Annotated in this window: 25 protein-coding genes and 4 tRNA genes; 14 read left to right on the top strand and 15 right to left on the bottom strand. The window is 68.3% G+C overall.

The genetic code is table 11. The features are described 5' to 3' along the window. From ACY466_RS11725 to ACY466_RS11745, 5 genes are all read right to left on the bottom strand, one after another. On the bottom strand, positions 1 to 567 hold the full coding sequence (locus ACY466_RS11725; RefSeq protein WP_463245566.1) for an ATP adenylyltransferase: 567 nt from the start codon (positions 565 to 567) through the stop codon (positions 1 to 3). After that, positions 564 to 2,624, bottom strand: coding sequence for a threonine--tRNA ligase (gene thrS, locus ACY466_RS11730; protein WP_463252249.1), 2,061 nt, complete (start codon positions 2,622 to 2,624; stop codon positions 564 to 566). Before thrS ends, ACY466_RS11725 begins: the two co-directional genes overlap by 4 nt. A 208-nt stretch (positions 2,625 to 2,832) precedes the next feature. Next, positions 2,833 to 3,591 (bottom strand): hypothetical protein, encoded by a 759-nt coding sequence (locus tag ACY466_RS11735; RefSeq protein WP_463245567.1) that lies wholly within the window; start codon positions 3,589 to 3,591, stop codon positions 2,833 to 2,835. Then, on the bottom strand, positions 3,564 to 4,046 hold the full coding sequence (locus tag ACY466_RS11740) for a TIGR02611 family protein (RefSeq protein ID WP_463245568.1): 483 nt from the start codon (positions 4,044 to 4,046) through the stop codon (positions 3,564 to 3,566). Before ACY466_RS11740 ends, ACY466_RS11735 begins: the two co-directional genes overlap by 28 nt. A 47-nt stretch (positions 4,047 to 4,093) precedes the next feature. Next, positions 4,094 to 4,165, bottom strand: a tRNA-Val gene (locus tag ACY466_RS11745). A gap of 247 nt (positions 4,166 to 4,412) precedes the next feature. Between ACY466_RS11745 and ACY466_RS11750 the strand changes: the two genes are divergently transcribed. The 3 genes from ACY466_RS11750 (at position 4,413) to ACY466_RS11760 (ending at position 4,708) form a co-directional block, all read left to right on the top strand. After that, positions 4,413 to 4,485: transfer RNA gene (locus ACY466_RS11750), tRNA-Gly, on the top strand. A 48-nt stretch (positions 4,486 to 4,533) separates the two neighbouring features. Further along, positions 4,534 to 4,604 (top strand) — tRNA-Cys (locus ACY466_RS11755). A gap of 29 nt (positions 4,605 to 4,633) precedes the next feature. Then, positions 4,634 to 4,708 (top strand) — tRNA-Val (locus ACY466_RS11760). Positions 4,709 to 4,796: 88 nt separating this feature from the next. Here the strand turns inward: ACY466_RS11760 and ACY466_RS11765 are convergent. Further along, positions 4,797 to 5,042 carry a hypothetical protein gene (locus ACY466_RS11765; protein ID WP_463245569.1) on the bottom strand — a complete coding sequence of 82 codons (246 nt, stop codon included), beginning with the start codon at positions 5,040 to 5,042 and terminating at the stop codon, positions 4,797 to 4,799. Positions 5,043 to 5,210: 168 nt separating this feature from the next. Here ACY466_RS11765 and ACY466_RS11770 point away from each other — a divergent pair, with 168 nt between their 5' ends. Then, complete coding sequence (locus ACY466_RS11770) at positions 5,211 to 5,540, top strand: hypothetical protein (RefSeq protein WP_463245570.1); 330 nt, start codon at positions 5,211 to 5,213, stop codon at positions 5,538 to 5,540. A gap of 1 nt (position 5,541) precedes the next feature. After that, the gene (locus ACY466_RS11775) at positions 5,542 to 6,072 is read left to right on the top strand and encodes an N-acetyltransferase family protein (protein ID WP_463245571.1); all 531 of its coding nucleotides are present in this window, start codon (positions 5,542 to 5,544) and stop codon (positions 6,070 to 6,072) included. 20 nt (positions 6,073 to 6,092) lie between these two features. Here the strand turns inward: ACY466_RS11775 and zapE are convergent, their stop codons facing one another. Then, positions 6,093 to 7,103 (bottom strand): cell division protein ZapE, encoded by a 1,011-nt coding sequence (gene zapE / locus ACY466_RS11780; RefSeq protein ID WP_463245572.1) that lies wholly within the window; start codon positions 7,101 to 7,103, stop codon positions 6,093 to 6,095. 68 nt (positions 7,104 to 7,171) lie between these two features. Here zapE and ACY466_RS11785 point away from each other — a divergent pair, with 68 nt between their 5' ends. The 4 genes from ACY466_RS11785 to msrB are packed head-to-tail and all read left to right on the top strand — an operon-like array spanning position 7,172 to position 11,268. Further along, entirely contained in the window at positions 7,172 to 7,891 is a 720-nt protein-coding gene (locus ACY466_RS11785) for a pyrimidine reductase family protein (protein WP_463245573.1), read from the top strand. Positions 7,892 to 7,944: 53 nt separating this feature from the next. Next, on the top strand, positions 7,945 to 9,543 hold the full coding sequence (locus ACY466_RS11790) for an alpha/beta hydrolase (RefSeq protein ID WP_463245574.1): 1,599 nt from the start codon (positions 7,945 to 7,947) through the stop codon (positions 9,541 to 9,543). Between the two features lie 21 nt (positions 9,544 to 9,564). Further along, positions 9,565 to 10,836: a glycosyltransferase family 87 protein gene (locus ACY466_RS11795; protein WP_463245575.1), complete on the top strand. Its 1,272-nt coding sequence runs from the start codon at positions 9,565 to 9,567 to the stop codon at positions 10,834 to 10,836. Between the two features lie 9 nt (positions 10,837 to 10,845). Beyond that, on the top strand, positions 10,846 to 11,268 hold the full coding sequence (gene msrB, locus ACY466_RS11800; RefSeq protein ID WP_463245576.1) for a peptide-methionine (R)-S-oxide reductase MsrB: 423 nt from the start codon (positions 10,846 to 10,848) through the stop codon (positions 11,266 to 11,268). A gap of 7 nt (positions 11,269 to 11,275) precedes the next feature. Here the strand turns inward: msrB and ACY466_RS11805 are convergent, their stop codons facing one another. Further along, entirely contained in the window at positions 11,276 to 12,553 is a 1,278-nt protein-coding gene (locus ACY466_RS11805) for an HNH endonuclease (protein ID WP_463245577.1), read from the bottom strand. A 103-nt stretch (positions 12,554 to 12,656) separates the two neighbouring features. After that, the gene (locus tag ACY466_RS11810; protein ID WP_463245578.1) at positions 12,657 to 12,923 is read right to left on the bottom strand and encodes a helix-turn-helix domain-containing protein; all 267 of its coding nucleotides are present in this window, start codon (positions 12,921 to 12,923) and stop codon (positions 12,657 to 12,659) included. Between the two features lie 87 nt (positions 12,924 to 13,010). On the opposite strand from ACY466_RS11810, the gene map reads away from it, so the two are divergent. Continuing rightward, a complete protein-coding gene (gene map, locus ACY466_RS11815) occupies positions 13,011 to 13,781 on the top strand; it encodes a type I methionyl aminopeptidase (protein ID WP_463245579.1) in 771 nt (256 codons plus the stop codon). A 31-nt stretch (positions 13,782 to 13,812) separates the two neighbouring features. Continuing rightward, complete coding sequence (locus tag ACY466_RS11820) at positions 13,813 to 14,271, top strand: MaoC family dehydratase (protein WP_463245580.1); 459 nt, start codon at positions 13,813 to 13,815, stop codon at positions 14,269 to 14,271. On the opposite strand, the gene ACY466_RS11825 is transcribed toward ACY466_RS11820, so the two are convergent. From ACY466_RS11825 to ACY466_RS11850, 6 genes are read right to left on the bottom strand one after another with little or no spacing between them, the layout of a single operon-like run. Then, positions 14,252 to 16,570 carry a molybdopterin-dependent oxidoreductase gene (locus tag ACY466_RS11825; protein ID WP_463252250.1) on the bottom strand — a complete coding sequence of 773 codons (2,319 nt, stop codon included), beginning with the start codon at positions 16,568 to 16,570 and terminating at the stop codon, positions 14,252 to 14,254. The genes ACY466_RS11820 and ACY466_RS11825 overlap by 20 nt on opposite strands. Before the next feature lie 25 nt (positions 16,571 to 16,595). Next, positions 16,596 to 17,294: an HAD family hydrolase gene (locus ACY466_RS11830; RefSeq protein WP_463245581.1), complete on the bottom strand. Its 699-nt coding sequence runs from the start codon at positions 17,292 to 17,294 to the stop codon at positions 16,596 to 16,598. Continuing rightward, on the bottom strand, positions 17,291 to 17,986 hold the full coding sequence (hemQ, locus tag ACY466_RS11835) for a hydrogen peroxide-dependent heme synthase (RefSeq protein ID WP_463245582.1): 696 nt from the start codon (positions 17,984 to 17,986) through the stop codon (positions 17,291 to 17,293). The genes ACY466_RS11830 and hemQ overlap by 4 nt, the downstream gene beginning before the upstream one ends. Positions 17,987 to 18,037: 51 nt before the next feature. After that, positions 18,038 to 19,408, bottom strand: a complete 1,371-nt coding sequence (locus tag ACY466_RS11840; protein ID WP_463245583.1) for a protoporphyrinogen oxidase — start codon at positions 19,406 to 19,408, stop codon at positions 18,038 to 18,040. 13 nt (positions 19,409 to 19,421) lie between these two features. Further along, entirely contained in the window at positions 19,422 to 20,492 is a 1,071-nt protein-coding gene (gene hemE / locus ACY466_RS11845) for a uroporphyrinogen decarboxylase (protein ID WP_463245584.1), read from the bottom strand. A 57-nt stretch (positions 20,493 to 20,549) separates the two neighbouring features. After that, entirely contained in the window at positions 20,550 to 20,759 is a 210-nt protein-coding gene (locus ACY466_RS11850) for a hypothetical protein (protein WP_463245585.1), read from the bottom strand. A gap of 200 nt (positions 20,760 to 20,959) precedes the next feature. On the opposite strand from ACY466_RS11850, the gene ACY466_RS11855 reads away from it, so the two are divergent. The 3 genes from ACY466_RS11855 to ACY466_RS11865 are packed head-to-tail and all read left to right on the top strand — an operon-like array spanning position 20,960 to position 24,128. After that, complete coding sequence (locus ACY466_RS11855) at positions 20,960 to 21,511, top strand: DUF3000 domain-containing protein (protein ID WP_463252251.1); 552 nt, start codon at positions 20,960 to 20,962, stop codon at positions 21,509 to 21,511. A gap of 10 nt (positions 21,512 to 21,521) precedes the next feature. Beyond that, entirely contained in the window at positions 21,522 to 22,847 is a 1,326-nt protein-coding gene (locus ACY466_RS11860; protein WP_463245586.1) for an HRDC domain-containing protein, read from the top strand. Positions 22,848 to 22,904: 57 nt separating this feature from the next. After that, the gene (locus tag ACY466_RS11865; protein ID WP_463245587.1) at positions 22,905 to 24,128 is read left to right on the top strand and encodes a thiolase family protein; all 1,224 of its coding nucleotides are present in this window, start codon (positions 22,905 to 22,907) and stop codon (positions 24,126 to 24,128) included.

Consider the following 24,128-nt stretch of genomic DNA (forward strand, 5'->3'; position numbering starts at 1 on the left):
TCAGCTGTCCTTCCACGCGTCCGCGAGCAGTGCTCGCGTGTCGCGCAGCAGCTGCGGCATGATCTTCGCCCCGCCGATCACCGTGATGAAGTTGGCGTCGCCGCCCCACCGCGGCACCACGTGCTGGTGCAGGTGCTCGGCCAGCGAACCGCCGGCCGGGGCCCCGAGGTTGAGGCCGACGTTGAAACCGTGCGGGCGGGACACCCGTTTGATGGTGCGGATCGCTCGCTGCGTGAACTGCATCAGCTCGAGGCTCTCCTCCGCAGTGAGCGCCTCGAGGTCCGCGACCTTGCGGTACGGCACCACCATGAGGTGGCCGGGGTTGTAGGGGTACAGGTTCAGCACCGCGTACACGGCGTCGCCGCGCGCGACCACCAGACCGTCCGCGTCGTCGAGCTTGGGAATCTCGGTGAACGGTTCGGACGACATCTTGTCGTCGACCTTGGGCGCCGTCGCGATGTACGTCATGCGGTGGGGCGACCACAGCCGCTGCAGACGGTCCTCGTCACCGACTCCCGTATCCCTGATCGAACCGGCGTCGTCCGCCGACCGGTCGTTCTCGCTCATCGGCCGTCGCTTTCCGAGTTCGCCGTGAAGGTCTCGGCGGAGGGAGAGACATTGCTCCGTGCGGTGATCCAGCGTCCGATGGCGTCGACCGCCTCGGCCACCGGGACCCCGTTGATCTGCGTCCCGTCCCGGAACCGGAAGCTCACGGCGTCGGCCTCGACGTCGCGCTCTCCCGCGAGGAGCATGAACGGCACCTTCTGGGTGGTGTGGTTGCGAATCTTCTTCTGCATCCGGTCGTCGCTCGCGTCGACCTCGGCACGGATGCCGAGCTTCGACAACGACGACACGACGCCGAACAAGTGCTCGTCGTACGCTGCGGCGACCGGAATGCCGACCACCTGAACCGGTGCGAGCCAGGCGGGGAACGCCCCGGCGTAGTGCTCGGTGAGCACACCGAAGAATCGTTCGATGGAGCCGAAGAGCGCGCGGTGGATCATGACCGGGCGCTGCTTGGACCCGTCGGTCGCGGTGTATTCGAGTTCGAATCGCTCGGGTTGGTTGAAATCGAGCTGGATGGTGGACATCTGCCAGTTGCGGCCGAGGGCGTCCTTCACCTGCACGGAGATCTTGGGACCGTAGAAGGCAGCACCGCCGGGGTCGGGGACCAGATCCAGTCCGGATTCCTCGGCGACCGATCGCAGCGTCTCGGTTGCCTCCTCCCAGACCTCGTCCGAACCCACCGACTTCTGCGGGTTACGGGTCGAGAGTTCGAGGTAGAAGTCGTCGAGTCCGTAGTCCTTCAGCAGGCCCAGGACGAAGCGCAGCAACGACGCCAGCTCGTCCCGCATCTGATCGCGCGTGCAGTAGATGTGCGCGTCGTCCTGCGTCATGCCGCGCACTCGGGTCAGTCCGTGGACGACGCCGGACTTCTCGTAGCGGTACACCGATCCGAACTCGAACAGGCGCAGCGGGAGTTCACGGTACGAGCGACCGCGTGAGCGCACGATGAGGTTGTGCATCGGGCAGTTCATCGGCTTGAGGTAGTAGTCCTGGCCCGGTTTGCGCACGGTGCCGTCGGGGTTGAGCTCCTCGTCGACGTGCATCGGCGGGAACATGCCGTCGGCGTAGAAGTCGAGGTGACCGGACACCTCGTACAGGTGCCCCTTGGTGATGTGCGGGGTGTTGACGAACGAGTACCCGGCCTCGATGTGACGTTGGCGGGAGTAGTTCTCGAGCTCGTTGCGGATGATGCCGCCCTTGGGGTGGAAGACCGGCAGGCCGGATCCCAACTCGTCCGGGAAGCTGAACAGATCCAGCTCGGAGCCCAGCTTGCGGTGATCGCGCCGTTCGGCTTCCGCGAGCAGCTCGAGGTACGCGTCGAGCGCTTCCTGCGACTCCCATGCGGTGCCGTAGATCCGCTGCAGGTCCGCGTTGTCCTGGTTGCCGCGCCAGTAGGCCGCGGAACTCCGGGTCAACTTGAACGCGGGGATGTACTTGGTGGTGGGAACGTGCGGGCCGCGGCACAGGTCGCCCCACTCGCGTTCGCCGGTGCGGGGATTCAGGTTGTCGTAGGCGGTGAGTTCGCCGCCGCCGACCTCCATCACCTCGGGATCGTCGGCGGAGCCCTTGTCGTCGACCAGTTCGAGCTTGTACGGCTCGTTCGCCAACTCCGACTTCGCGGCGTCGAGCGAGTCGTACACCCGACGCGAGAATCGTTGGCCGCCCTTGATGATCTGCTTCATCTTCTTCTCGAGCTTGACCAGATCGTCCGGAGTGAACGGAGCCCGGACATCGAAGTCGTAGTAGAAGCCGTTCTCGATGGGCGGACCGATACCGAGCTTGGCGTCGGGAAAGAGCTCCTGAACGGCCTGAGCGAGAACGTGAGCCGCGGAGTGACGGATGACGCTGCGCCCGTCCTCGCTGTCGGCGCGGACCACCTCGACCTCGGCGTCGTCGGTCGGAGCCCAGGACAGGTCGCGAAGCTGTCCGTCGGAGTCGCGAACCACCACGATCGCGTCGACACCCTTGTTGGGGTGGCCGGTCTCGCGAAGCGCCGCTCCGGCGGTGGTCCCCGCGGCCACGCGAATGCGGGATGCGAGAACTGCGGAATCGGGCATGCTCACGGTGATGCTCTCCTGAGGTCGGATCGGTGGACTGTGACCGCGATCGGGTGGGGTGGATCGGGGTGTGTCTCGGGGACAGCGTATCGGGAGAGGGGCGCGGGTAGGCCGGAGGCCGGTCGTGGGGGCTCGGGTAGGCCGGAGGCCGGTCGTGGGGGCTCGGGTAGGCCGGAGGCCGGTCGGGTATGACACGGCGCGGGTTCCGTCACTCGATCAGAGCGGCCCAGCGCCGGGCTCGCGCGTCGGGAGTCTGACGCGGACAGCTCACGCACGACGATTCACCCGCCTCGAACACCAGGCAGCACGAGCTGCGCTGCACGAAGCGGCGCCGATCGTTCGCCGGCGCGGCCGGACCGGCCCGGACGACCGCCCCACCACGATCGACATCGACGAATCGTGGGGACGGGAACCGTGGCGAGCGCGACGTCAGAAGCCGGGCCGTCGGGACCCCGTCGTCGAGACGGTCGAGCGCCGCGGCGACGTCGAGTGCGCGGTTCGCAGCGGAGTCCGAGGCGATCGCCCAGAGGCTCGGAGCCGACGCCGTCGGCACCGCGAGAACCACGGCGTCGACGACGGCCTCGACGAGCCGAGCGAAGCCGACGGCCACCTCGGTTGCGTCCACGATCCGGTCGGACGCCGCGGCGGAGAGGGTGCCGAGTTCTCCTACCGTCACGCGCACCCGAGCGGGCGAGAGATCGGGGCCGGCTCCGGTGACCAGGAGGTGCGACGCCGCGACGAGGGCAAGGGTGGAACTCGATCCGTACCACCAGAGAGTCGCGGCCACCTTGGGCGTGACGTCCGGCCAGCGAACGGCCGCGCGCGCGAGGACGTCCCGGACGCCGTCGGGGCCGGTCAGTCGAAGACCGGTGACCGCGTCGTCGCCCGTGGCGAACAGCCCCGCGGCCCAGGGCAGAGCGGCGGCGGTGCGTTCGGTGATCAACCGCCGATCGGGCTCGCCAGCCACGGCCAGTCCAACCCGATCCACCCGGCGACCAGGCCGATGGCGCCGAAGAGCCAGAGGGTGAGCAGGACGACGACCGTCGTGAACAGGACGCCGATGGCCTTGACGACGATCGACTGTTGGTTGAACCACTCCATGAAGGTGTCGTACCGGGCGCGCACCCACTTGAGAACGCGCTGCGCCCAGGCGAACTCCGACGCCAGGATCCCGAGCCCGGTGAACACGATCAGCCATCCCGGCCCCGGGTAGGGAATGGCGATGATCCCGCCGATGAGCACGAGCGTGCCGACCACGGCAACCAGGATGCGGTACGACCGCTCGACAGAGGGCCGGCTCGACAGTCCGTTGCGCCAGGTGCGGTACCGGCTGGGCTCGTGGCGGCGTTCGTCGCGCGGTGCGGTGTCCGTCAGTGACGAGGAAGCCGCGCTCTCAGAAGATCCGGAATTGTCGGTGGTCACCGAGCCAGGGTAACGAATGCGCGGAGAAACACGCGCATTCACGAGGGTGGTCCCGGCTGGGTTCGAACCAGCGACCTTCCCGGTGTGAACGGGACGCTCTTCCACTGAGCCACGGGACCGGACGCACACGAAGCAGTGCGCTCGAACGAGGTGGAACGTTAACACGCCGCGCCGTCGGTTCCAACCGTGGTCCCTCCCGCGGCGTCGACGGGGAAGAGCGCACGTCCCCGTGACGACGCGTGTGTCGCGCGATACGAGTGTGACGTGAGGGAAACGTGGTGTGAACAGCGGATTTGTCGATCGCGCCGACAGTGGGCTAATGTTTCGAACCGCACCACAGAGGCGTTCGTCGCCGATGCGGAGCGTGCGGACGTGGCGCAGCTGGTAGCGCACAACCTTGCCAAGGTTGGGGTCGCGGGTTCGAATCCCGTCGTCCGCTCGAGGGTGTCGAGGCACGAAGTCGAAACCCTTCGGTGTTGCACATTATGGTGGAGTGGCCGAGTGGTGAGGCAACGGCCTGCAAAGCCGTGCACACGGGTTCGATTCCCGTCTCCACCTCACACGACGCATCGATTCGATGCGTTTCCGCGCGATTAGCTCAGCGGGAGAGCGCTTCCCTGACACGGAAGAGGTCACTGGTTCAATCCCAGTATCGCGCACCAGCAGAAGATACGAGAACAGGCTCCCTTTCGAGGGGGCCTGTTCTCGTTGTCGGCGTCTTCTCGTTGTCGGCGTCGGCGGCCGCCTGCCTCAGTGGCCGACTCGGTAGCGCTCGAACAGCTCGTCCAGATGCCGAGTCGCCTGCTGATCGTCGACGTAGGCGACGCCGTCCCGCTCGGTCACGTGGACGTGATCGTGCACGTACTGGATCCACTCGTAATCGGCGACCAACTGGTCCCCGTGATACGCACCCGCTTCGTCCACTGCCCTCTGTACGGCGGCCTTCACGCGATCGGCCCGGCCGATGAAGTAGTCCTGCGTCATGTGTTCGGTCATCGTCTGCTCCCCGCTCGTGCTGTCGGATGTGCCCTCATACTGCTCGCTGTGGCCCCGTCGCGTGGCCGGACGCGGCGTTCGGATTTCGCCCACGCCACCGTGCGCCGGATCTCGACCGAAATGCCGGTCCTGCTCGAGTCGCACACACCGAGGTGATGTACTGACGGCATGCCTACCTGGGGTTGGTTCGTGCTCGCGCTGATCGTCATCGACATCGCTGTCGTGATCGCGTGGTTCGCGTTCCGCCGCCGGACCGCCTCCCCCCGCGGCGACTCGACTCCCACCGTGCGTCCCATCGACGCGGAGACGGACGCCGAGGTGTGCCGACTGGTCAAGAGCCGCAAGACCACTCAGGCCATCGCCCTGCTCCGGGAGCGTTCCGGAATGTCGTTGCGCGAAGCCAAGGACGCCGTGGACGCCGGGTGCGCGGCGGACCGATCGGCCCTGCTCCGCATCGACCGTGACGCCCATCATCAGGGCGCGGGCAACGCGCACTGACGTGACGCCCCACATCCGCCGCGCCACACCCTCCGACGCGATCGAGTTGGCCACCCTGGCGGCACGCACCTTCCCCTTGGCCTGCCCGCCGGGTACCTCCGAGGAGGACATCGCCGACTTCGTCGCGACCGTCTTCTCCGTGAGTGCGTTCGAGACGTACGTCGCCGATCCGCAGCGCGTGGTCCTCGTGGCCGACGATGCCGACGCCCTGGTGGGGTACGCGATGTTGGTTCTCTCGCCGCCGACCGACTCGGTCATCGCGTCCGCGCTGACCGTCGCGCCCTCGGTCGAGGTCAACAAGATGTACGTCGACCCCCGTTCGCACGGGGCAGGTGTGGCCGGGGCCCTCATGGACGCCGCGGCCGACCAGGCGCGGGAACTGGGACGATCCGCGCTGTGGCTGGGAGTCAATCAGCAGAACGCCCGAGCGCAGGCGTTCTACTCCAGGACGGGCTTTCACCGCGTCGGCACGAGGCAGTTCGCTCTCGGGGACGTCCTGCACGATGATTTCGTCATGCAGCGCGAACTCTGACGCCTGACGTCCGGAGGCGGTCAGACAGAAGCGAAGCGAGAGAGCGCCAACAGGCGCGAGGTCGCACGCAGGTACTTCTTGCGGTAACCGCCCTGCAGCATCTCCTCGGTGAAGATCTCGTCGAGCTTGACGCCCGAGACCGTGACCGGCGTGCCCGCGTCGTAGAGGCGGTCCGCCAGCACGACCAAACGCAGCGCGACTGCCTGATCCGGCGCCGCGTGGACGTTGGACAGGAACACCGCAGACACGCCTTCGATCAACTTGCCGTACCGCGACGGATGCAGCGTACTGAGGTGCTTCACCAGATCGTCGAAGTCGTCGAGCGTCGCACCGTCGATCGCGCTCGCGGCCTCGGCCAGCTCCGCCTGTGGCGTCGGGTCCGGGGCCGGCGGGAGGTCGCGATGCCGGTAGTCGGGTCCGTCGACACGAATGGACTCGAAGATCGAGCCGAGTTTCTTGATCTCGCGCAGGAAGTCCTGGGCGGCGAAACGCCCCTCACCGAGTTGTCCCGGCAGGGTGTTGGAGGTCGCCACGATGGACACGCTCTTGGCGGCGAGTTCGGTCAGCAACCGCGACACCAACATGGTGTCGCCCGGATCGTCGAGCTCGAATTCGTCGATGCACAGGACGCTGTGACCGGACAGCTCCTCCAGGGCCTTGTTGAACCCGAGTGCGCCCACGACATGGGTGAGTTCGACGAACGTTCCGAACGCCTTGGGGCCCGGCGACGCGTGGTAGATCGATGCGAGAAGGTGAGTCTTGCCCACACCGAATCCACCGTCGAGATACAGACCGGCACCGGACGGTGCCGCCTTCTTGCCGAACAATCCGCGCTTGCCGCCGGACCTGATCTTCGCGACCTTGCCCGCGAACTCCTCGGCCTTCTGGACGGCCTCGGCCTGGGTCGGCTCGTTGGGGTCCGGGATGTAGGAGGCGAAGCTGACGTCGTCGAACATGGCGGGCGGCACCATGTGCGCGATCAGTTGATCGGCGGGGACCACCGGATTTCGATCGACCAGACGTTCGGGCATGGGGACGAGGTTAACGACGTGGTGTGATGGTCTTCGTGCAGCGTATCGATAATGGGACCTACCTCACAGTGACGGCGTCCGACCTCACCGACCTCTACGCCTATCCGGACGTCCTCGGGTCTCCGTGGATTCGCGTCAACTTCGTCGCCAGTATCGACGGCGCGGTGTCCGTCGACGGTAGGAGCGGCGGCCTGGGAACGCCGGCGGACAAGGCGGTGTTCGACGAGTTGCGGAATCTCGCCGACGCCGTCCTGGTCGGATCGGGCACCGTGAACGCGGAGAACTACGGCGGCGCGAATGTGAGCGACGACGTCCGCGTAGCGCGCGTGAACCGCGGTCAGTCCGCAGTTCCCCCCATCGTGGTGGTGACGGGTTCCATGAGCGTCGAGCCCGACGCGACACTGATCGTCGATGCGCAGGTCCCGCCCGTGTTCCTCACCTCCGCGACGGCCCCGGACGATCGGGTGAACGCGATACGAGACGCGGGTGCGACCGTCGTCCGGTCGCCCACCGACACGCTGACCGGACGCGTGGTGGTCGGTCTGCTCGAGGAGTTGGGACTGCGGCGCATCCTGTGCGAGGGCGGTCCCGGACTGTTCGGCACCCTGCTCGAGGACGATGTCGTCGACGAACTCTGCGTCACCACCTCACCGTTGGCCGCCGCCGGACGCGCCGGCCGCATCGCGGTGTCGGACGACGCAGCGCCGCGTGAGATGACTCCGGGGCACATCCTCCTGGATACGGACGGCACCGTCCTCGTCCGCTGGGTTCGCCGCCGCGCGGAATGATCGCTACTCGACGGGGAACCGGTGCAGTCGGACCGGGATGGCACTCTGGGAACATGCAGACCCGGACCCCGAGCGGAACCCACGGCCGGACACGGGTTCTGCGCGCCCTGGCGGTCGGCACACTGGCGGTCGTCCTCGCGTCGTGCGCGGCGGGTCCGTCCGTTCGTCCCGACGTCGCCGTCGATCGCGGCGTCGTCGATGCACCCTCCCCTGCCGAACCCGAGGAGCCGGAGACGGAAGCGTTGCCCCTCGAGCCGCCCGTCACCGATCTGGCGTGGTCCGACTGCACCGCGCGGATCACCGCGCAGTTCGGCGTCACCGCGTCGCCGGGCACCGTCGTCGACTGCGCCACCTACCCTGCCCCGATCGACGCCTCCGAACCGTCGTCGCCCACCTTCGAGCTGGCCGCGACACGGGTTCGCACGTCGACGACCCCGGCCGACGCGGCTCCGGTCGTGTACACCTCGGGAACGGATCGACCGTCGACCGCCGACATCGCCGCGATGGCGGCGAGCCCGGACACGACGTTCCTCGACGCTCGGCCCGTGGTCGGGGTCGACCGGCGAGGGACCGGTAATTCGGCACCGTTCGACTGCTACGGGGGGCTGACCTCCACCCGCAACGCACTGGCCGACCTGGGGCAGTTCTCCGCCGGGGGCGACCCCATCGAGGCGACGGCCGAGCTCGGCCGGAACGCGACGGTCGCGTGCACCGACTTCATGGGGCAGGACGCGCTGTCCTTCGAGGTGACGAACAGCGCCGACGACATCGAGGCACTGCGGGTCGCCTGGGGAGTGCGCGCGTTGTCGCTCATCGGCTCCGGAAACGGTGCGCTGGTGGCCCTCGCGTACGCGGGCGCTCACGGCGATCACCTCGCTCGCATGGTGCTCGACTCCCCCACCTCCGTCGTGACCGACGCGGTGTCCACCGAACAGCACGCGGTCGAGGGTCGCGAAGCAGCTCTGACCGAGTTCGCGACGCGGTGCGCCGCCGCCGCGTGTTCGCTCGGGGCGGATCCGCGTGCCGCCGTCGTCGATCTCTTCGCCCGCGCGGACGCGGGCGAGTTCGCACCGCTCTCGGGTGCGACGTTCCGCCGAGCGGTCACCTTCGCTCTCGGGTACCCGGCGCCCGGAGACCCGGCCCAGCGGACCGACGCACTGTCCACCGCACTGTCCACCGCCGCCGACGGCGACACCGCGGCACTCGACGGCATCGCTGCCTCGGCCGCGTCGATCGTCGACACCGACGGGGTGTTCGTGAGCCGGTGCACCGACGGTCAACAGTGGCCGGGACCGGACCGGGTACGAGAACTGCAGGAGCAGTGGGCCGGTCAGTACCCGGCGTTCGGCGCCTCGGCGGCGGTCGGTCTGCTGGCGTGCGCGGCGTGGCCCGCGACTGCCCCTCCGCCGCTGCCGTCCACACTCGACGTGCCCGTCCTCGTTCTCAGTGGGGACGCCGATCCCGTTACCGGGAACAGCGCCCTCCCCGCTGTCACCGGAGCCGTCGGCGCCGCCGGCTCGTCGACGACCACCGTCACGTGGGCCGGAATCGGCCATGCCGTCACCCTCGGCTCCGCATGCGGCCGGACCGCGGTCGCGGGTTACCTCGACACCGGCGACTTGCCGGTCGGCGGCAATGCATGCCCTGCCTGAATTGCGCGGTACCGTCACCCGGTGTCGTTGCGTCCCCTCGAACCGAGAACCGGTGAAACCACCGCCCAGGTGATCCGCTACGTGATGTGGCCGATCGCCATCCTGACGGTCGTCAACCGGATCATCGTGAAAGCGGTCAACGGCAACGTCACGGACGATTTCGTCCCGATCTATCAGGCCGCACTCGCGTTCCTGAACCGCCGCGACGTCTACACCGCGAATTTCGATTCGGTCGACCCGCATTATCTGTATCCGCCCAGCGGCACCCTGCTGATCGCGCCGCTGGCGATCCTCGACCCCGAGCGGTCACGGTGGTTCTACATCGGCATCAACGCGATCGGCGTCATCGTGGCGCTGTTCCTGCTGCTGCGACTGTTCGACTACACGCTGTCCTCCATCGCAGCGCCCATCGTCCTCTTCGCGGCGTTCTCCACCGAGACGGTCACCAACACTCTGGTCTTCACCAACATCAACGGACTGCTCCTGCTCGGACAGGTGCTGTTCATGATGTTGATGTTGCGTCGCAAGCAGTACTGGGCGGGCGCCGCGATCGGTCTGACCATCGCGGTGAAACCCACCTTGGCGCCCCTGCTCCTGCTGCCGTTCGTGCGCAAGGAGTGGCGCGTGTTCGTCACCGCGATCGGCCTCCCCGTGGTGCTGACCCTGCTGGCGCTTCCGTTCTCCGTCGACGCCGGTGCCTTCATCACTCGCACCGTTCCCTACCTTCTCGAGACCAGGGATTACTTCAACAGCTCGATCGTGGGCAACGGGCTGTACTTCGGACTGCCCACCGCGCTGGTCCTGTTCATGCGGATCGTGCTGACCGTCATGGTGTTGGTGTCGCTCTGGTTGCTGTGGAAGTACTACCGCGACGACGAGCTGTTCTTCATGGCCACCGCGGGCGGAGTCCTGCTCACCGCGTCGTTCCTGCTGACGTCCCTCGGCCAGATGTACTACTCGATGATGCTGTTCCCTCTCCTCATGACGGTGGTACTGCGCAACTCGGTCATGAGGAACTGGCCGGCGTGGTTGGCCGTCTACGGCTTCATGAGCTACGACAGCTGGCTGGTGGGGCGATTCCCGGAGTTCGGACGGGCCATCGAATATCTCCGGAGCACGTGGGGCTGGTCGCTTCTGCTCATCGTGATCTTCGCTGTTCTCGTCAACCGCTACCTCACGGCCCGGCGCGAGGGTCGACTCGCCGGCGGGATCGACCCGGACTTCGTGGTCCGCGGTACCCCCGCTACGGCACCAGGAGCAGGCAAAACGGCGAAGTCCCCGTCGACGGATTAGCGTGTAAGCATGAGTGTCACACCCCAGAAGCCCAGCTACGAACTCACCGACGACGAATGGCGCCAGAAGCTCACCGCGGCCGAATACGCGGTTCTGCGCAAGGCGGGCACCGAGCGCCCGTACGTCGGTGAATACACCGACACCACCGCCGAGGGCGTCTACACCTGCCGCGCCTGCGGCGAAGAACTGTTCCGCAGCACCGAGAAGTTCGAATCGCACTGCGGTTGGCCGTCCTTCTACGACCCGGCCGATTCCGACGCGGTGATCCTCAAGGAAGACCGGTCGATGGGCATGAAGCGCATCGAGGTCGTCTGCAAGAACTGCCACAGTCACCTCGGTCACGTCTTCGAGGGTGAGGGGTATCCCACGCCCACCGATCAGCGCTACTGCATCAACTCGATCTCGATGACGTTCACCCCCGCCGGCGAGTAACACGCTCTCAGCTCGCGCGCCGGAGGGCGTCATCCTGCGGGCGCATCGTTCCGGGCATCGCCGGGGCGGTGGATCGATAGGTGTGCCCCGTCGGGGTCCGGGTTTCGACGGTGTGCAGATCCCCCGGCGCGCTCACCGTTCGGGCGCTCCACCCCGGCGCTTCCTTTGCCTGATTGCACGCGGCGCACAACCCGGCACCGTTGTGCGCCGACGTCGGCCCTCCCCGACTGTGGGCGACGACGTGATCGTGGTGTCGAATCGGGGCTCCACACCACGGCATTCGGCACCAACGGTCACGCGTGTCCACGAAACGACGCAGCCCGGCCGGAAAGAGGCGCGCAGCCGACTCCATGGCGGTCAGCGCTCCGGTAGCGGGGCGCGCGTAGAGCTTTCGGAGCGTCACCACGGCCTCGGCGTCCACCGCGTTCGCGATGATCTCGCGCGCGAGCGCCGCGGGGATGGGGCCGTGGCCCTCCATCACGGCTGCGTCGTCACCCGCGTTCGACAACGCCTCGTCGGAGATCACGACGTTCACGGCTACCGGCACCTGTGCCGGCGACGCGACACCGGTGACGCGCTGCACCAGAAGATCCGCCATGATCTGAGCGCGAGATCGACCTCCGGGGTCACCGCTACCGACGATCGCATCCGCATCGCGACCCAGCGTCGCCTGCACGCACACCGCCTCTTTCACCGGCAGGAGCGCCGTCAGGTAGGCCATCACGTCCGGAGCCGGTCGAGTGGACACGTGCCGATCCCCCGGTGCCTTTCGTGCTCGTGCGACCAGCGCGGCTGGGTCCCTTTCTGCCGCCAACGCATGGGCTTTCGCGGTCACCGCCTTGTTGCTCAGCCCCGACAGCGTTGCCGGATCAGAACAGAGCGCACGGTCGACGTACCGGCGATCCTCGCGATCGAGGCACACTATCTCCTTCACGATCAGCCCGGATCGCCACTCGTTCAGCACCCCGGACCGCAACAACTCGAGCGCGCAGGGCATGTCCTCGAACAGCGTCCGAGCGTGGCCGGTGTGCATCTGGCCGCGATGCGGAGAATCTTTTCGAGCCAGGGCCACCTGAGCGCTGACGCCTGCCGACCACTTCTCTCGCGGCACCCCTGCCTCACGGCGCTCTGCGCGTACCGCCGCCTCGAACTGAGCGGTGAGCACTGCCTGCGCAGCCGCGATGGCGGATTTTGCGTTCTCCAACGCAGTCAACCGATCGATTCGATCGGCGTTGGCCATGTCCTCCTCGGGCTCGCGCAGCTGTTCTGCGAAGCCCGCGATCATGGATGTACCCAGCAATTCGACCCCCCTCGAACGTATGTTCGATACTATCGAACATACGAGTCCCTGACAAGGGATCGGTCGCGCTGAGCGCCGGCGCCTTCCGTCATCCGACCTGGTCCAGGTCGGGTTCGCTTCGGCACAACCGTGCCAAGTCGTCCAACGGCACATCGAGCACTTCCGCCAGGGCCGCGATGGTGGTGAACGCAGGCGTCGACACTCGCCCGGTCTCGATCTTGCGCAGCGTTTCCGGAGAGATGCCGGCGGCGTGTGCGACATCGAGAATCGTCCGCCCACCACGCGCTCGGCGAAGGTGCGAACCCAATCGCCGGCCGATGGCGACCTGATCCGGGGTCAGAGGAAGGCGAACCATGGCCGCAGCATACCGACTCCGGTATGAAAATACCGCCGGACGCCGTAGGGTGGTATTTGTATACCGCTCCCGACGAAAGCGAATTCCGTGGTCGAACCGAAGACACCTCGCGAGATCGAATCGATGCGGGTGACCGGCAGGTTCATCTGCTCCCTGCTCGACGATCTCACCGCGCGCATCGAGCCGGGGGTCAATCTCCTCGACCTCGAAGCACGTGCCCGTCGGCTGATCTCCGACCGCGGCGCCGAGTCGTGCTACTGGGACTACTCTCCGTCGTTCGGACGCGGCCCGTTTCGCAACGTGATCTGCCTGTCCGTCAACGATGCAGTGCTGCACGGTCTTCCCCACGACTACACGTTGACGGATGGTGACCTGCTCAGCATGGACATCGCCGTGTCCATCGACGGATGGGTCGCCGATTCCGCGCGCAGCGTGATCGCGGGCGAACCCCGACCGGAGGACGTACGCCTCGTCGAGGCGACCGAACGGGCTCTGGTGGCCGGCATCGAAGCCGCCCGTGCGGGCAGTCGGTTGGGCGACATCTCCGCCGCTATCGGTGGCGTCACCGCCGAGTACGGCTATCCGGTCAACACGGAATTCGGGGGGCACGGTCTCGGCCGCACGATGCACGAAGATCCGCACGTGGCCAACACCGGTCGTCCGGGCCGTGGGCTCACGCTGCGGCCGGGCCTCACTCTCGCGCTCGAACCCTGGTCGGCCCGCACCACCGACAGAATCGTGTACGACCCCGACGGATGGACGATCCGCTCCGCCGACGGCTCTCGGACCGCGCACAGCGAACACACCATTGCCGTCACCGACGACGGGCCTGTGGTGTTGACGGCCGAACCCGCCTGATCGAGGCGGTTGCCCGGGTAGTGTCGGCGGCATGCGCACTTTCACTTCCGCAGACGACATCGTCGCCGCAGTCGGCGAGACCATCGGTACCAGTGACTGGCTCGAGGTCACCCAGGAGCGGGTGAACCAATTCGCCGAGGCCACGGGTGATCACCAGTGGATCCACGTCGACGTGGAGCGGGCGAAGAAGGAGAGTCCCTTCGGCGGGCCCGTCGCTCACGGTTACCTGACGCTCTCGCTGCTTCCCGCTCTGTCCTGGCAGACCTACACCGTCGAGAACACGAAGATGGGTGTGAACTACGGATCGAACAAGGTCCGCTTCGTCAATCCCGTCCTCGTGGGCTCCCGCGTTCGCCTCACCGCGGTGCTTGCGGCCGCGGAACCGTTGCCGAACGACGCACTTCAGATGGTCGTCGACTCCACCATCGAGATCGAGGGCGCCGACAAACCCGCTCTGGCCGCCCAGGTCATCAGCCGCCTGTACTTCTGACCGACGTCGCACCGACCCGTTCGGGCCGCTCGCCGAACCGGGGCTGATCGAAGGCCCGGATCGGCGGCAGCTCGCCGATGAACTTCTCGATCTGTACCAACACGTGCTGCCCCGTGCACCCCTGCGCCAATGACGACGTCCGCATGTCCGCAGTCAGAACGTTGACGCTGCCGTGCACACACAGTGACTGCGGATCGCTCGGGTCGAGCGGGTCGTACCAGGCCCCGGTGGACAACTGCACCACCCGCGGCAGCATCTCGTCGTCGAGCACCACGCCGGCGAGACAGGCTCCGCGATCGTTGAACACCCGCACCACGTCCCCCTCCTCGACTCCGCGCGCGGCCGCCTCGGTGGGGTGCATCCGAATCGGTTCGCGCTCCTGCACTTTCGACGCGCGGCTGGTCGCGCCGTGATCGAGCTGACTGTGCAGGCGAGACCTCGGCTGATTGGCGATCAGGTGTAGCGGGAATCGCTCGGCCCGCGTACCGCCCAACCATTCCCGGGGTTCGAACCACGCCGGATGCCCGACGCAGTCCTCGTAACCGAAACCGTCGATGTCGGCCGAGAAGATCTCGATCCTGCCGCTCGGGGTGCGCAGCGGGTACCTCTCGGGGTCCGCCCGGAAATCCGACAGCAGGACGAGATCTCCCTCCGTGCGCATCCGGTAGGACCCGTCGGCCCAGAAATCGTCGAACGACGGCGGTTGCTCGCCTGCATCGGCGACGAAGCGGCGCCACGGCTCGTACAGGTGCCGTAGCCAGTCCGCCGACGAACGCCCCTCCGTGAACTCCGCCCCCACCCCCAGGATCGATGCGAGAGCGGCGAAGGTGTCGTAATCGTCTCGGGCGTCGGCGAATCGAGGGACGGCGCGCTGCATCGCCACCAGCAACGGATCGTTGCGGGTGCAGCTGAGGTCGTCCCGCTCGAGGCTGGTGGTCGAGGGAACCACGAAGTCCGCGTGACGCGCCATCGGTGTCCAGTACGGATCGTGCACCACCACCGTGTCCGGCCGGGCCAGGGCCCGACGCAACCGCCCGAGGTCCTGGTGGTGGTGGAACGGGTTGCCACCGGCCCAGTGCACGAGCCTGATGTCGGGGTAGGTGTGGCGAGCACCGTCGAAGTCGTACTCCTCACCGGGGTGCAACAACAGATCCGAGATGGCCGCGACCGGAATCGACGTGCCCGCACCGTTGAGGCCCTGCGGCAACGTCGGGAGCGGGTACGGCACCGGTGCGAGTCCGGGCTCGTTCATCGACCCGTATCCGTGCCCGAATCCCGCTCCGGGAATGCCGATTCCACCGAGCATCGCCGCGAGCGTGATCCCCATCCACGGCGCCTGCTCCCCGTGTTCGATGCGTTGCAGCGACCAGGTCACCGTGATCATGGTCGTGTTCCGCGCCATCCGTCGCGCCAGCGCGGTGATGACCCCCGCGTCGACACCGGTGATGGCCGCTGCCCACCCGGGGTCCTTGGGGGTTCCGTCCGAGGTGCCGAGCAGGTACCGCTCGAAGACGTCGTATCCGGTGGTGTAGCGGTCGAGGAATGCTCTGTCGTGCAACGATTCCGAGGCGAGGACGTGCGCGAGGCCCAACATGAGGGCGACGTCCGTCCCCGGCCGGGGCGCGATCCATTCCGCCGTACCGTCCACGTCGTCGCGCAGTGGACTCACCGAGACCACGGATCCCCCGCGGGCGCGCAGAGCGTTCAGTGCGTCCCGCGTCGGATGATTGCTGGTTCCACCGTGATTGACCGAGGTGTTCTTGCGGGGAACACCGCCGAACGCGACGAGGAGATCGGTGTGCTCGGCGATCACGTCCCAGGACGTGGAGCGCGAGAACAGTTTCCAGTGCGTCCCCATCACACGCGGCATGATCACACCGGTGGCGCCCAGGGAGTAGCTGCCCACCGATTTCGTGTAGCCGCCCAGGGTGTTGAGAAATCGGTGAACCTGGCTCTGCGCGTGATGGAATCGTCCGGCGCTCCCCCAGCCGTACGAGCCGCCGAACACCGCGGTGTTGCCGTACCGGTCGATCACCCGTCGCAACTCACCGGCGAGAAGTTCCACGAACTCGTCCCACTCGACCTCGACGAACGAATCGTTGCCTCGATCCGCGGAGGGGCCGGGACCGTCCACCAACCATCCTCGCCGCACGGCGGGCCGACGCACCCGCGAGCGGTGCCGCACGGAACCGGGAACGTTCCCGATCACCGCGGACGGATCGACGTCTCCGCGCTCGGGATGCACGGCGATCACCTCGCCGTCCTTCGCCTCGGCGCTGAACATCCCGTAGTGCGCCATGTGTTGCGCCCGCACCGTCACCGTGTCAGCCGATCACGATCCCGTTGGCTGCCAACACATCCGACAGCCCGTTCGGTCGTCGATCCGTCGGCAGCGGTTCCACGAGACCGAACGACATACCCAGCGCGCGGGCCCCACCGTCCGCCTCCTCGCTGTCACCGACCATCAGAGTGCGCTCGGCCGCCGTTCCGACGCGATCGAGAGCGACCCGGAAGATGCCGGGATCGGGCTTGGTGAACCCCACCTCGTAGGACAGGACGAACGAGGACACCAGGTCCTCGATTCCCAGGCTCGCGAAGGCCGGCCGGAGGTCGAAAGCGATGTTGCTGACGATGCCGACCGGGATGTCGCGATCGGCGAGAGCCCGCACCACCTGCGCGGTGTCCGGGTACGGCGTCCACGCCGAGGCGTCGATCACCTTGTCGTACAGCATCTCCGCGTGCTCACGCCGATGCACACCCGACGCGGCGAGGACCGCGAGATAGGCGGCCCGATGCATGGCCGGATCGAGATCTCGTCGCTCCCAGGCATGTTTGCCGTCGTCGTCGAGGGTGACCACCGAACCCACCGGCTGCGTCATCCGTCGCATCAGCTCGGCCTGGAAGTGTCCGTCGATCTCCTCGTCGTCCCCGATGCGCATGTCGGTGAACCACGACTCGTCCTCTTCCAGACGGAAGAGGGTGCCGGAGAAGTCGAACAGAACGCCGTCCGGGGCCGCCGTCACGGGAGCGACTTGACGAGGGTGTCGACGGTGATGCGCGGTCCGGAGAAGAACGGAATCTCCTCGCGCACATGGCGTCGGGCTTCGGTGGCCCGAAGGTCACGCATCAGATCCACGATGCGGTCGAGCGCCGGTGCCTCGAACGCCAGGATCCACTCGTAGTCGCCGAGCGCGAAGGACGGAACCGTGTTGGCGCGCACGTCCTTGTATCCGCGAGCCGCCTTGCCGTGATCGGCCAGCATGGTGCGCCGTTCCTCGTCGGGCAGGAGGTACCAGTCGAGTGACCGTACGAAGGGGTACACGCAGATGTAGTCGCCCGGATCCTCGCCCGCGATGAAGGCGGGCACGTGGGACTTGTTGAACTCGGCCGGACGGTGCAGCGCGGCGTTGGACCAGAAAGCCGTCGACGCGCGGCCGACCGTCGTGGTGCGGCGGAAGCGGGAGTACGCGGCCTGCAGGTCCTCGATGCGCTCGGCGTGCCACCAGATCATGAAGTCGGCGTCCGCGCGCAGACCGGCGACGTCGTAGATGCCGCGGACCACGACGTCGGTGCCGTCGAGCGAGTCGAAGAAGGCGCGAGCATCCGCGAGCGCCGCCGTTCGATCCTCGCCGAGTTCGCCGGGCCGGACGGTGAACACGGAGAACATCGTGTACCGCAACGTGGAATTGAGTGCTTCGAAATCGAGACGTGCCATACCCCCATCGTGCCACCGATGTTCCGGGGACGGGACGTCAGGAGGGCGGGGTCAGACCAGGTCGGCGGCCAACCGAGTCGCCGCCGCGGTGGCGGCCGCGACACAGGCCGGAACCCCCACCCCGTTCACGTAGGCGCCGGCCACGTCCAACCGTGGCACCGCGGCGACGGCGTCGAGGACGGCCGCCGACAACGCGGTGTGACCGGGCCGATACTGCGGCAGACCGCCGTGCCACCGCTGCACGTGATGCAAGGACGGCGCCTCGGACACTCCGAACACCGTCGCCAGATCGGCTCGGGCCGCGGCGACCAGGTCCTCGTCCGGCAGATCCACCACCGCGGCGTCACCGAACCGGCCGAACGACACCCGAACCAGGTGGCCCTCGCGCTCGGCGAGGTGTGGCCACTTTCGGGTGGACAGGGTGAACGCCTTCGCGCGCAATCGATGTCCGTCGGCAGCGGTGTCGTCGGTCGCGACCAGCACCCCCGAATTGTCCGGCAGCTCCACCGCTCCGAATCCCAGCACCACCACCGCGGACGACGCCACGTCGATGGTGCCGATCAGCCGCGCCGCTTCCCGCGCCACCGGCTCCAGCAGGGCACTCGCCACCGGCGCCGGCGTCGCCAGCACCACCCCGTCGACAGTGCCCACGGCGTCCACGTCCCAGCGTCCCCCCGAAGCGGGCCGCACCGCGGCCGATGCGCGCACGATCTCGGCGCCGGACGCGCGACGGAGTTCGTCGAGCAGCACCCCGTAGCCGCGGCGAAGACCGCCGAACACCGGCCCGGGCGCGGCGGTGGGACGGGCGCGCTCGACCGCCGCACCGAGACTCGTCGCACCCGCGTCCAGTGCCGCGGCGAGTGTGGGAAGCGCGGCACGGATGCTCGTCGTCTCGGACAGTCCCGAGTAGACCCCGCCGAGCAGCGGATCGACGCTCCGTGCGGTGACCTGCGGCCCGAATCGCTCGGACACCAGGTCTCCCACGGACCCGTCACCGCCGACGGTCCACCGCAACGCGATCGTGCGTTCGGCGTCGATCCGGCGGCAGGTCTCGTCGTCGACGAGGGAACGGACCGACTCCGACGTCGCCGGGATGCCCATCAGGGTGCCCACCGGAAGCGGGTGCAGCGTCCCGGCCGACCGGATCAGCGGGCGCGCCGTCGTCGACGGCCGGACGAGTTCGTCCGACAGCCCCAGTTCCGCCAGCAGAGCGGGGATCTCGGGGCGCCGCGCGACGAACGCCTCGGCTCCCACGTCGACGGGTCCACCGAGAAGATCGACGGTGCGCAGCTTGCCGCCGAGGCGGTCGTCGGGATCGACGACGACGATGCGCGCCTTCGCTCCCAGCAACCCGCGTAATCGATACGCCGCGACGAGACCGCTGATCCCGCCGCCGAGTACGGCGACGGTCGGCGCGGTCACGGCGCGACTCGCGTCACAGCGCGTGCACCGACTCCACCACCGAGGTGACGACCCCGGGATCCGTGGCGGGAAGTACGCCGTGACCGAGGTTGAACACGTGCCCGATCGCGCCGGCCTCGAGGGCCGCGTCGGCCTCGCCGACGATGCGCTCGACATGGCGTCGGATCGCGTCGGGACCGGCGAACAACACAGCCGGGTCCAGGTTTCCCTGCAACGCCTTTCCCGGCCCGACGCGTCGCGCGGCGACGTCGAGCGGGATGCGCCAGTCGACCCCCACGACGTCGGCCCCCGCCTCACCCATGGCGCCCAGGAGCTCGCCCGTACCGACTCCGAAGTGGATCCGCGGTATCCCGGCCGACGCCACTTCCTCGAACACCCGCGTCGAGTGCGGCATGACGAACTCGCGGTACTCCGCGAGCGAGAGTGCCCCGGCCCACGAGTCGAAGAGTTGCACGGCGTCGACCCCCGCGGCGATCTGAGCCTGCAGGAACGCCGACGTCATGTCCGCGAGCGAGGACAGCAATGAATGCCACGTCTCGGGGTCGGAGTGCATGAGAGCCTTGGTGCGCTCGTGGTTACGGCTCGGGCCGCCCTCCACCAGGTACGAGGCCAGGGTGAAGGGGGCGCCGGCGAATCCGATCAGCGGTACCTCGCCCAGTTCGCCGAGCAGCAGGGAGATCGCCTGCGCCACGGGTGCGATCTGTTCGTCGGTCAGCCGCGGCAGAGCGGCGACGTCGGCGACGCTGCGAATGGGATTCGCCACGACGGGTCCGGTCCCGGCGACGATCTCGAGGTCCACGCCCGCGGCCTTGAGCGGAACGACGATGTCGGAGAACAGGATGGCCGCGTCGACGCCGTGTCGGCGAACGGGCTGCATCGTGATCTCGCAGACCATCTCCGGGTCGAAACACGACCCCAGCATGGTCGTGCCCTCGCGAAGCTTGCGGTACTCGGGGAGCGACCGACCCGCCTGCCGCATGAACCACACCGGCCTTCGCGACGGTCGGCGTCCCGTCGCCGCGGCCAGGAAGGGCGCGTCGGGCAGTGAGCGTCGCGGCGAGGTGGGGTCAGTGGTGGTGTTCATCGGCGTCCATGCTGCCAGAGAGACGGTGCTCCCCGTCGCCGCAGGGCTGTGGCCGGTCTACCGAGAGGACGTTCGCCGACGCATTCGTCCGACGACCACGATCACCACTCCGACCGCGGCCATCACGAGCGCGACCCCGAGAACGTCGAGCCCCGCCGCCCGCCCCGCGATCTGCACCGCCGCCAGGGCGAGGCCGAGCACGATCATCGTGCCGATTCCGGGGCCACCGAAGTACTCGCGCGCCAGTCGGTCGAGAGATCGAAGCATGCCCTCGACGGTAGGGGCGACGTCCGCGGGTGTCCACACCCGATCGATCCCCGCCGCCCGGGCGTGCACCGGCGCACTCCTCCGCGTCCGATCACGGCGCGCCTCCCTCGCCGCGACGCGTGACGGGGATAACGTCCGCAGTCGTGACCACGTCCGAGACCGCCTCGCAGCCTGCGCCCTTCCGCGCCGCCATCGACGCGATGCACCGGGCCGTCGTGCACCCCAGCATCGAGGTCGGACCGATTCGTCCGCCGCAGCGCCTCGCTCCGTTCAGTTACGCGCTGGGCGCCGAGGTCAAGCACAACGACAGCGACGACGTCGCGGAACAGAGCGACGGCGACGCGTTCGGGCGCCTGATCCTGCTCCACGACCCGGACGGCGACGAAGCCTGGAACGGCACGATGCGGCTGGTCGCGTACATCCAGGCCGACGTCGACGCGTCCCTCGCCTCGGACCCCCTGTTGCCGGAAGTCGCCTGGAGTTGGCTGGTCGAGGCGTTCTCGACGCGGTCCGAGCCGCTGACCGCTCTCGGCGGCACCGTGACGTCGACCAGTTCCGTGCGGTACGGCGACATCGCCGGTCCGCCGCGGGCGCACCAGCTCGAATTGCGCGCGTCCTGGACCGCCCTCACGGAGGACCTGTCCGTTCACGTCGAGGCCTTCGGCGAGGTTCTCGCCTACGCCGCCGGATTGCCGCCGGCCGGGGTCACCGCGCTCGGAGCGCGGTCCGACTCGGGAACCTCGGACGCCTAGACTCGGAGCAATGTCCGACACGCCCACCGACGACGCCTCGGCGATCGAGGAGACCGATCCCGGTCCCGTCGCCACTCCCCTCCTCGCTCCGGCCGACGGCGTCCCGCCGCTCACCGACACTGCGCATGCGGTGCGCGAGGCCGCGGATCGGATCGCCGCGGGTTCCGGGCCGCTCGCCGTGGACGCCGAACGGGCCTCCGGGTTCCGCTACTCCGCACGCGCGTACCTGCTCCAGTTCCGTCGCCGCGGGTCCGGCACGGTTCTCCTCGATCCCATCCCGGTGGTGCGGGACGGGGGCCTCGAGGCTCTCGCCCCGTTCGCCGCGGTGATCAACGACCTCGAGTGGGTCCTGCATTCGGCGGATCAGGATCTACCGGGACTGGTGGAGCTAGGGATGACGCCCGCGGCGCTGTACGACACCGAACTGGCCGGCCGCCTCGCCGGCTTCGAGCGGGTGGGGCTCGCGGCCATCGTCGAGCGCACGCTGGGATTGGCGCTGCAGAAGGGCCACGGTGCGGCGGACTGGTCCACCCGGCCGTTGCCCGACACCTGGCTGAACTACGCGGCCCTCGACGTCGAGGTGCTCGTCGAACTGCGCGACGCGATGGCCGCAGAGCTCGAGTCCCAGGGCAAGACCGACTGGGCCGCACAGGAATTCGAGCACATTCGCACCGCGCCTCCCGCTCCGCCCAAGCCCGACCGGTGGCGTCGCACCTCGGGTATCCACTCGGTGAAGAACGCCCGCACACTGGCGACGATCCGCGAACTGTGGACCACCCGGGACGAGACGGCGCGGCGCCGGGACATCGCGCCGAGTCGGATCCTTCCGGACTCCGCCATCGTCGCCGCGGCGCAGGCGAATCCGACGACCACGGCCGAACTGACCGCTCTGCCCGTCTTCGGGGGACACCGTCAGCGGCGGCAGGCGGCGACGTGGCTCGGCGCCGTCGAGCGGGCCCGGCGTCTCACCGACGCGGACCTTCCCCCCGTGACCGCACCGTTCGTCGGACCACCGCCGGTGAGCCGGTGGTCGCGACGCAGTCCCGAGGCGGCCGCGCGGCTGGCCTCGGTGCGCGAGGCGATGGCCGCTCTGAGCGCAGAGGTGGCGGTGCCGGTGGAGAACCTGCTGACGCCCGACACCGTGCGCCGCTTGTGCTGGGACTTCCCCGACCTGACCGACGACACCGGAGCCGCGACCGATCCGAGCACCGTCGTCGAACAGTTCTTGCTGGTCAACGGAGCACGGCCGTGGCAACGTGCGCTCACCGGAGCCGTTCTCACCGCTGCCCTGATAGCGGCCCCGGAGTCGGCCGAACCCGAAGTTACCGGCGAGTAGCACAGGGTTAGGATGAGGCCGCCGGACCGACCGTCCGCCTGCCTCCCGGAAGGAACCATGTCTCCGACCTCCGATTCCCCCACCCCCACGTCGCCACGAAAAGTCGTCTTCGTCGACGGTGTTCGCACCCCGTTCGGCAAGGCCGGGCCCAAGGGGATGTACGCCGACACGCGCGCCGACGACCTCGTGGTCAAGGCGATGCGCGAACTGCTTCGGCGCAACCCCGAACTGCCCGCCGACCGCATCGACGAGGTCGCCGTCGCCGCGACCACGCAGACCGGTGATCAGGGGCTGACGATCGGCCGCACCGCCGCGATGCTCGCGGGACTGCCCCGCAGCGTGCCGGGTTTCGCCGTCGACCGCATGTGCGCCGGTGCGATGACCTCGGTCACCACCACCGCGTCCGGCATCGGGTTCGGCCAGTACGACGTGGTCCTCGCCGGCGGCGTCGAGCACATGGGACGGCACCCGATGGGCGAGGGCGTCGACCCGAACCCGCGCTTCCTCGCCGACAAGCTCGTCGACCCCAGCGCGCTGGTCATGGGCAACACCGCGGAGAACCTGCACGATCGGTACCCGTCCATCACCAAGGACCGCACCGACGCGTATGCCGTCGCCAGCCAGGACAAGTACGACGCCGCGAAGAAGTCGGGCCTGATCGGCGAGACGCTGGTTCCCGTCGCCACGAAGTCCTCCGCCGGATGGGGTCTGGCCACCGAGGACGAGCCCCCTCGCCCCGGTACGACGGTCGAGGACCTGGCGAAGCTCAAGACGCCGTTCCGGCCCGCCGGGCGGGTCACCGCGGGCAACGCCGCCGGCCTGAACGACGGCGCCACCGCGGCTCTGCTCGCCGGTGAGGACACCGCCGCCGAACTCGGGCTGAAGGTCGGCATGCGGATGGTCGGCTTCTCCTTCGCCGGTGTCGATCCCGCCGTCATGGGGATCGGACCCGTCCCCGCCACGGAGAAACTGCTCGGCCGCACCGGACTGTCCATCGACGACATCGGACTGTTCGAGATCAACGAGGCGTTCGCCGTTCAGGTGCTCGCCTTCCTGGAGCACTTCGGTATCGCCGACGACGATGCGCGCGTCAACCAGTGGGGCGGCGCGATCGCCTGCGGGCACCCGCTCGCCTCGTCCGGCGTCCGACTGATGACACAACTCAGCCGCCAGTTCGCCACTCGCCCCGACGTGCGCTACGGCCTCACCACCATGTGCATCGGCCTCGGCATGGGCGGCAGCGTCATCTGGGAAAATCCCACCTACGACGGAAGCAAGTGA

It is taken from the genome of Rhodococcus sp. K11/5, assembly GCF_055193735.1.

What these genes read in the sequence shown, in the direction of transcription:
- ACY466_RS11725 (WP_463245566.1), bottom strand. Translation starts at nt 567, where the DNA reads ATGAGCGAGAACGACCGGTCGGCGGACGACGCCGGTTCGATCAGGGAT.
- thrS (WP_463252249.1), bottom strand. Translation starts at nt 2,624, where the DNA reads ATGCCCGATTCCGCAGTTCTCGCATCCCGCATTCGCGTGGCCGCGGGG.
- ACY466_RS11765 (WP_463245569.1), bottom strand. Translation starts at nt 5,042, where the DNA reads ATGACCGAACACATGACGCAGGACTACTTCATCGGCCGGGCCGATCGC.
- ACY466_RS11770 (WP_463245570.1), top strand. Translation starts at nt 5,211, where the DNA reads ATGCCTACCTGGGGTTGGTTCGTGCTCGCGCTGATCGTCATCGACATC.
- zapE (WP_463245572.1), bottom strand. Translation starts at nt 7,103, where the DNA reads ATGCCCGAACGTCTGGTCGATCGAAATCCGGTGGTCCCCGCCGATCAA.
- ACY466_RS11790 (WP_463245574.1), top strand. Translation starts at nt 7,945, where the DNA reads ATGCAGACCCGGACCCCGAGCGGAACCCACGGCCGGACACGGGTTCTG.
- msrB (WP_463245576.1), top strand. Translation starts at nt 10,846, where the DNA reads ATGAGTGTCACACCCCAGAAGCCCAGCTACGAACTCACCGACGACGAA.
- ACY466_RS11805 (WP_463245577.1), bottom strand. Translation starts at nt 12,553, where the DNA reads ATGATCGCGGGCTTCGCAGAACAGCTGCGCGAGCCCGAGGAGGACATG.
- ACY466_RS11810 (WP_463245578.1), bottom strand. Translation starts at nt 12,923, where the DNA reads ATGGTTCGCCTTCCTCTGACCCCGGATCAGGTCGCCATCGGCCGGCGA.
- ACY466_RS11820 (WP_463245580.1), top strand. Translation starts at nt 13,813, where the DNA reads ATGCGCACTTTCACTTCCGCAGACGACATCGTCGCCGCAGTCGGCGAG.
- ACY466_RS11825 (WP_463252250.1), bottom strand. Translation starts at nt 16,570, where the DNA reads ATGGCGCACTACGGGATGTTCAGCGCCGAGGCGAAGGACGGCGAGGTG.
- hemQ (WP_463245582.1), bottom strand. Translation starts at nt 17,986, where the DNA reads ATGGCACGTCTCGATTTCGAAGCACTCAATTCCACGTTGCGGTACACG.
- hemE (WP_463245584.1), bottom strand. Translation starts at nt 20,492, where the DNA reads ATGAACACCACCACTGACCCCACCTCGCCGCGACGCTCACTGCCCGAC.
- ACY466_RS11850 (WP_463245585.1), bottom strand. Translation starts at nt 20,759, where the DNA reads ATGCTTCGATCTCTCGACCGACTGGCGCGCGAGTACTTCGGTGGCCCC.
- ACY466_RS11855 (WP_463252251.1), top strand. Translation starts at nt 20,960, where the DNA reads ATGCACCGGGCCGTCGTGCACCCCAGCATCGAGGTCGGACCGATTCGT.
- ACY466_RS11860 (WP_463245586.1), top strand. Translation starts at nt 21,522, where the DNA reads ATGTCCGACACGCCCACCGACGACGCCTCGGCGATCGAGGAGACCGAT.
- ACY466_RS11865 (WP_463245587.1), top strand. Translation starts at nt 22,905, where the DNA reads ATGTCTCCGACCTCCGATTCCCCCACCCCCACGTCGCCACGAAAAGTC.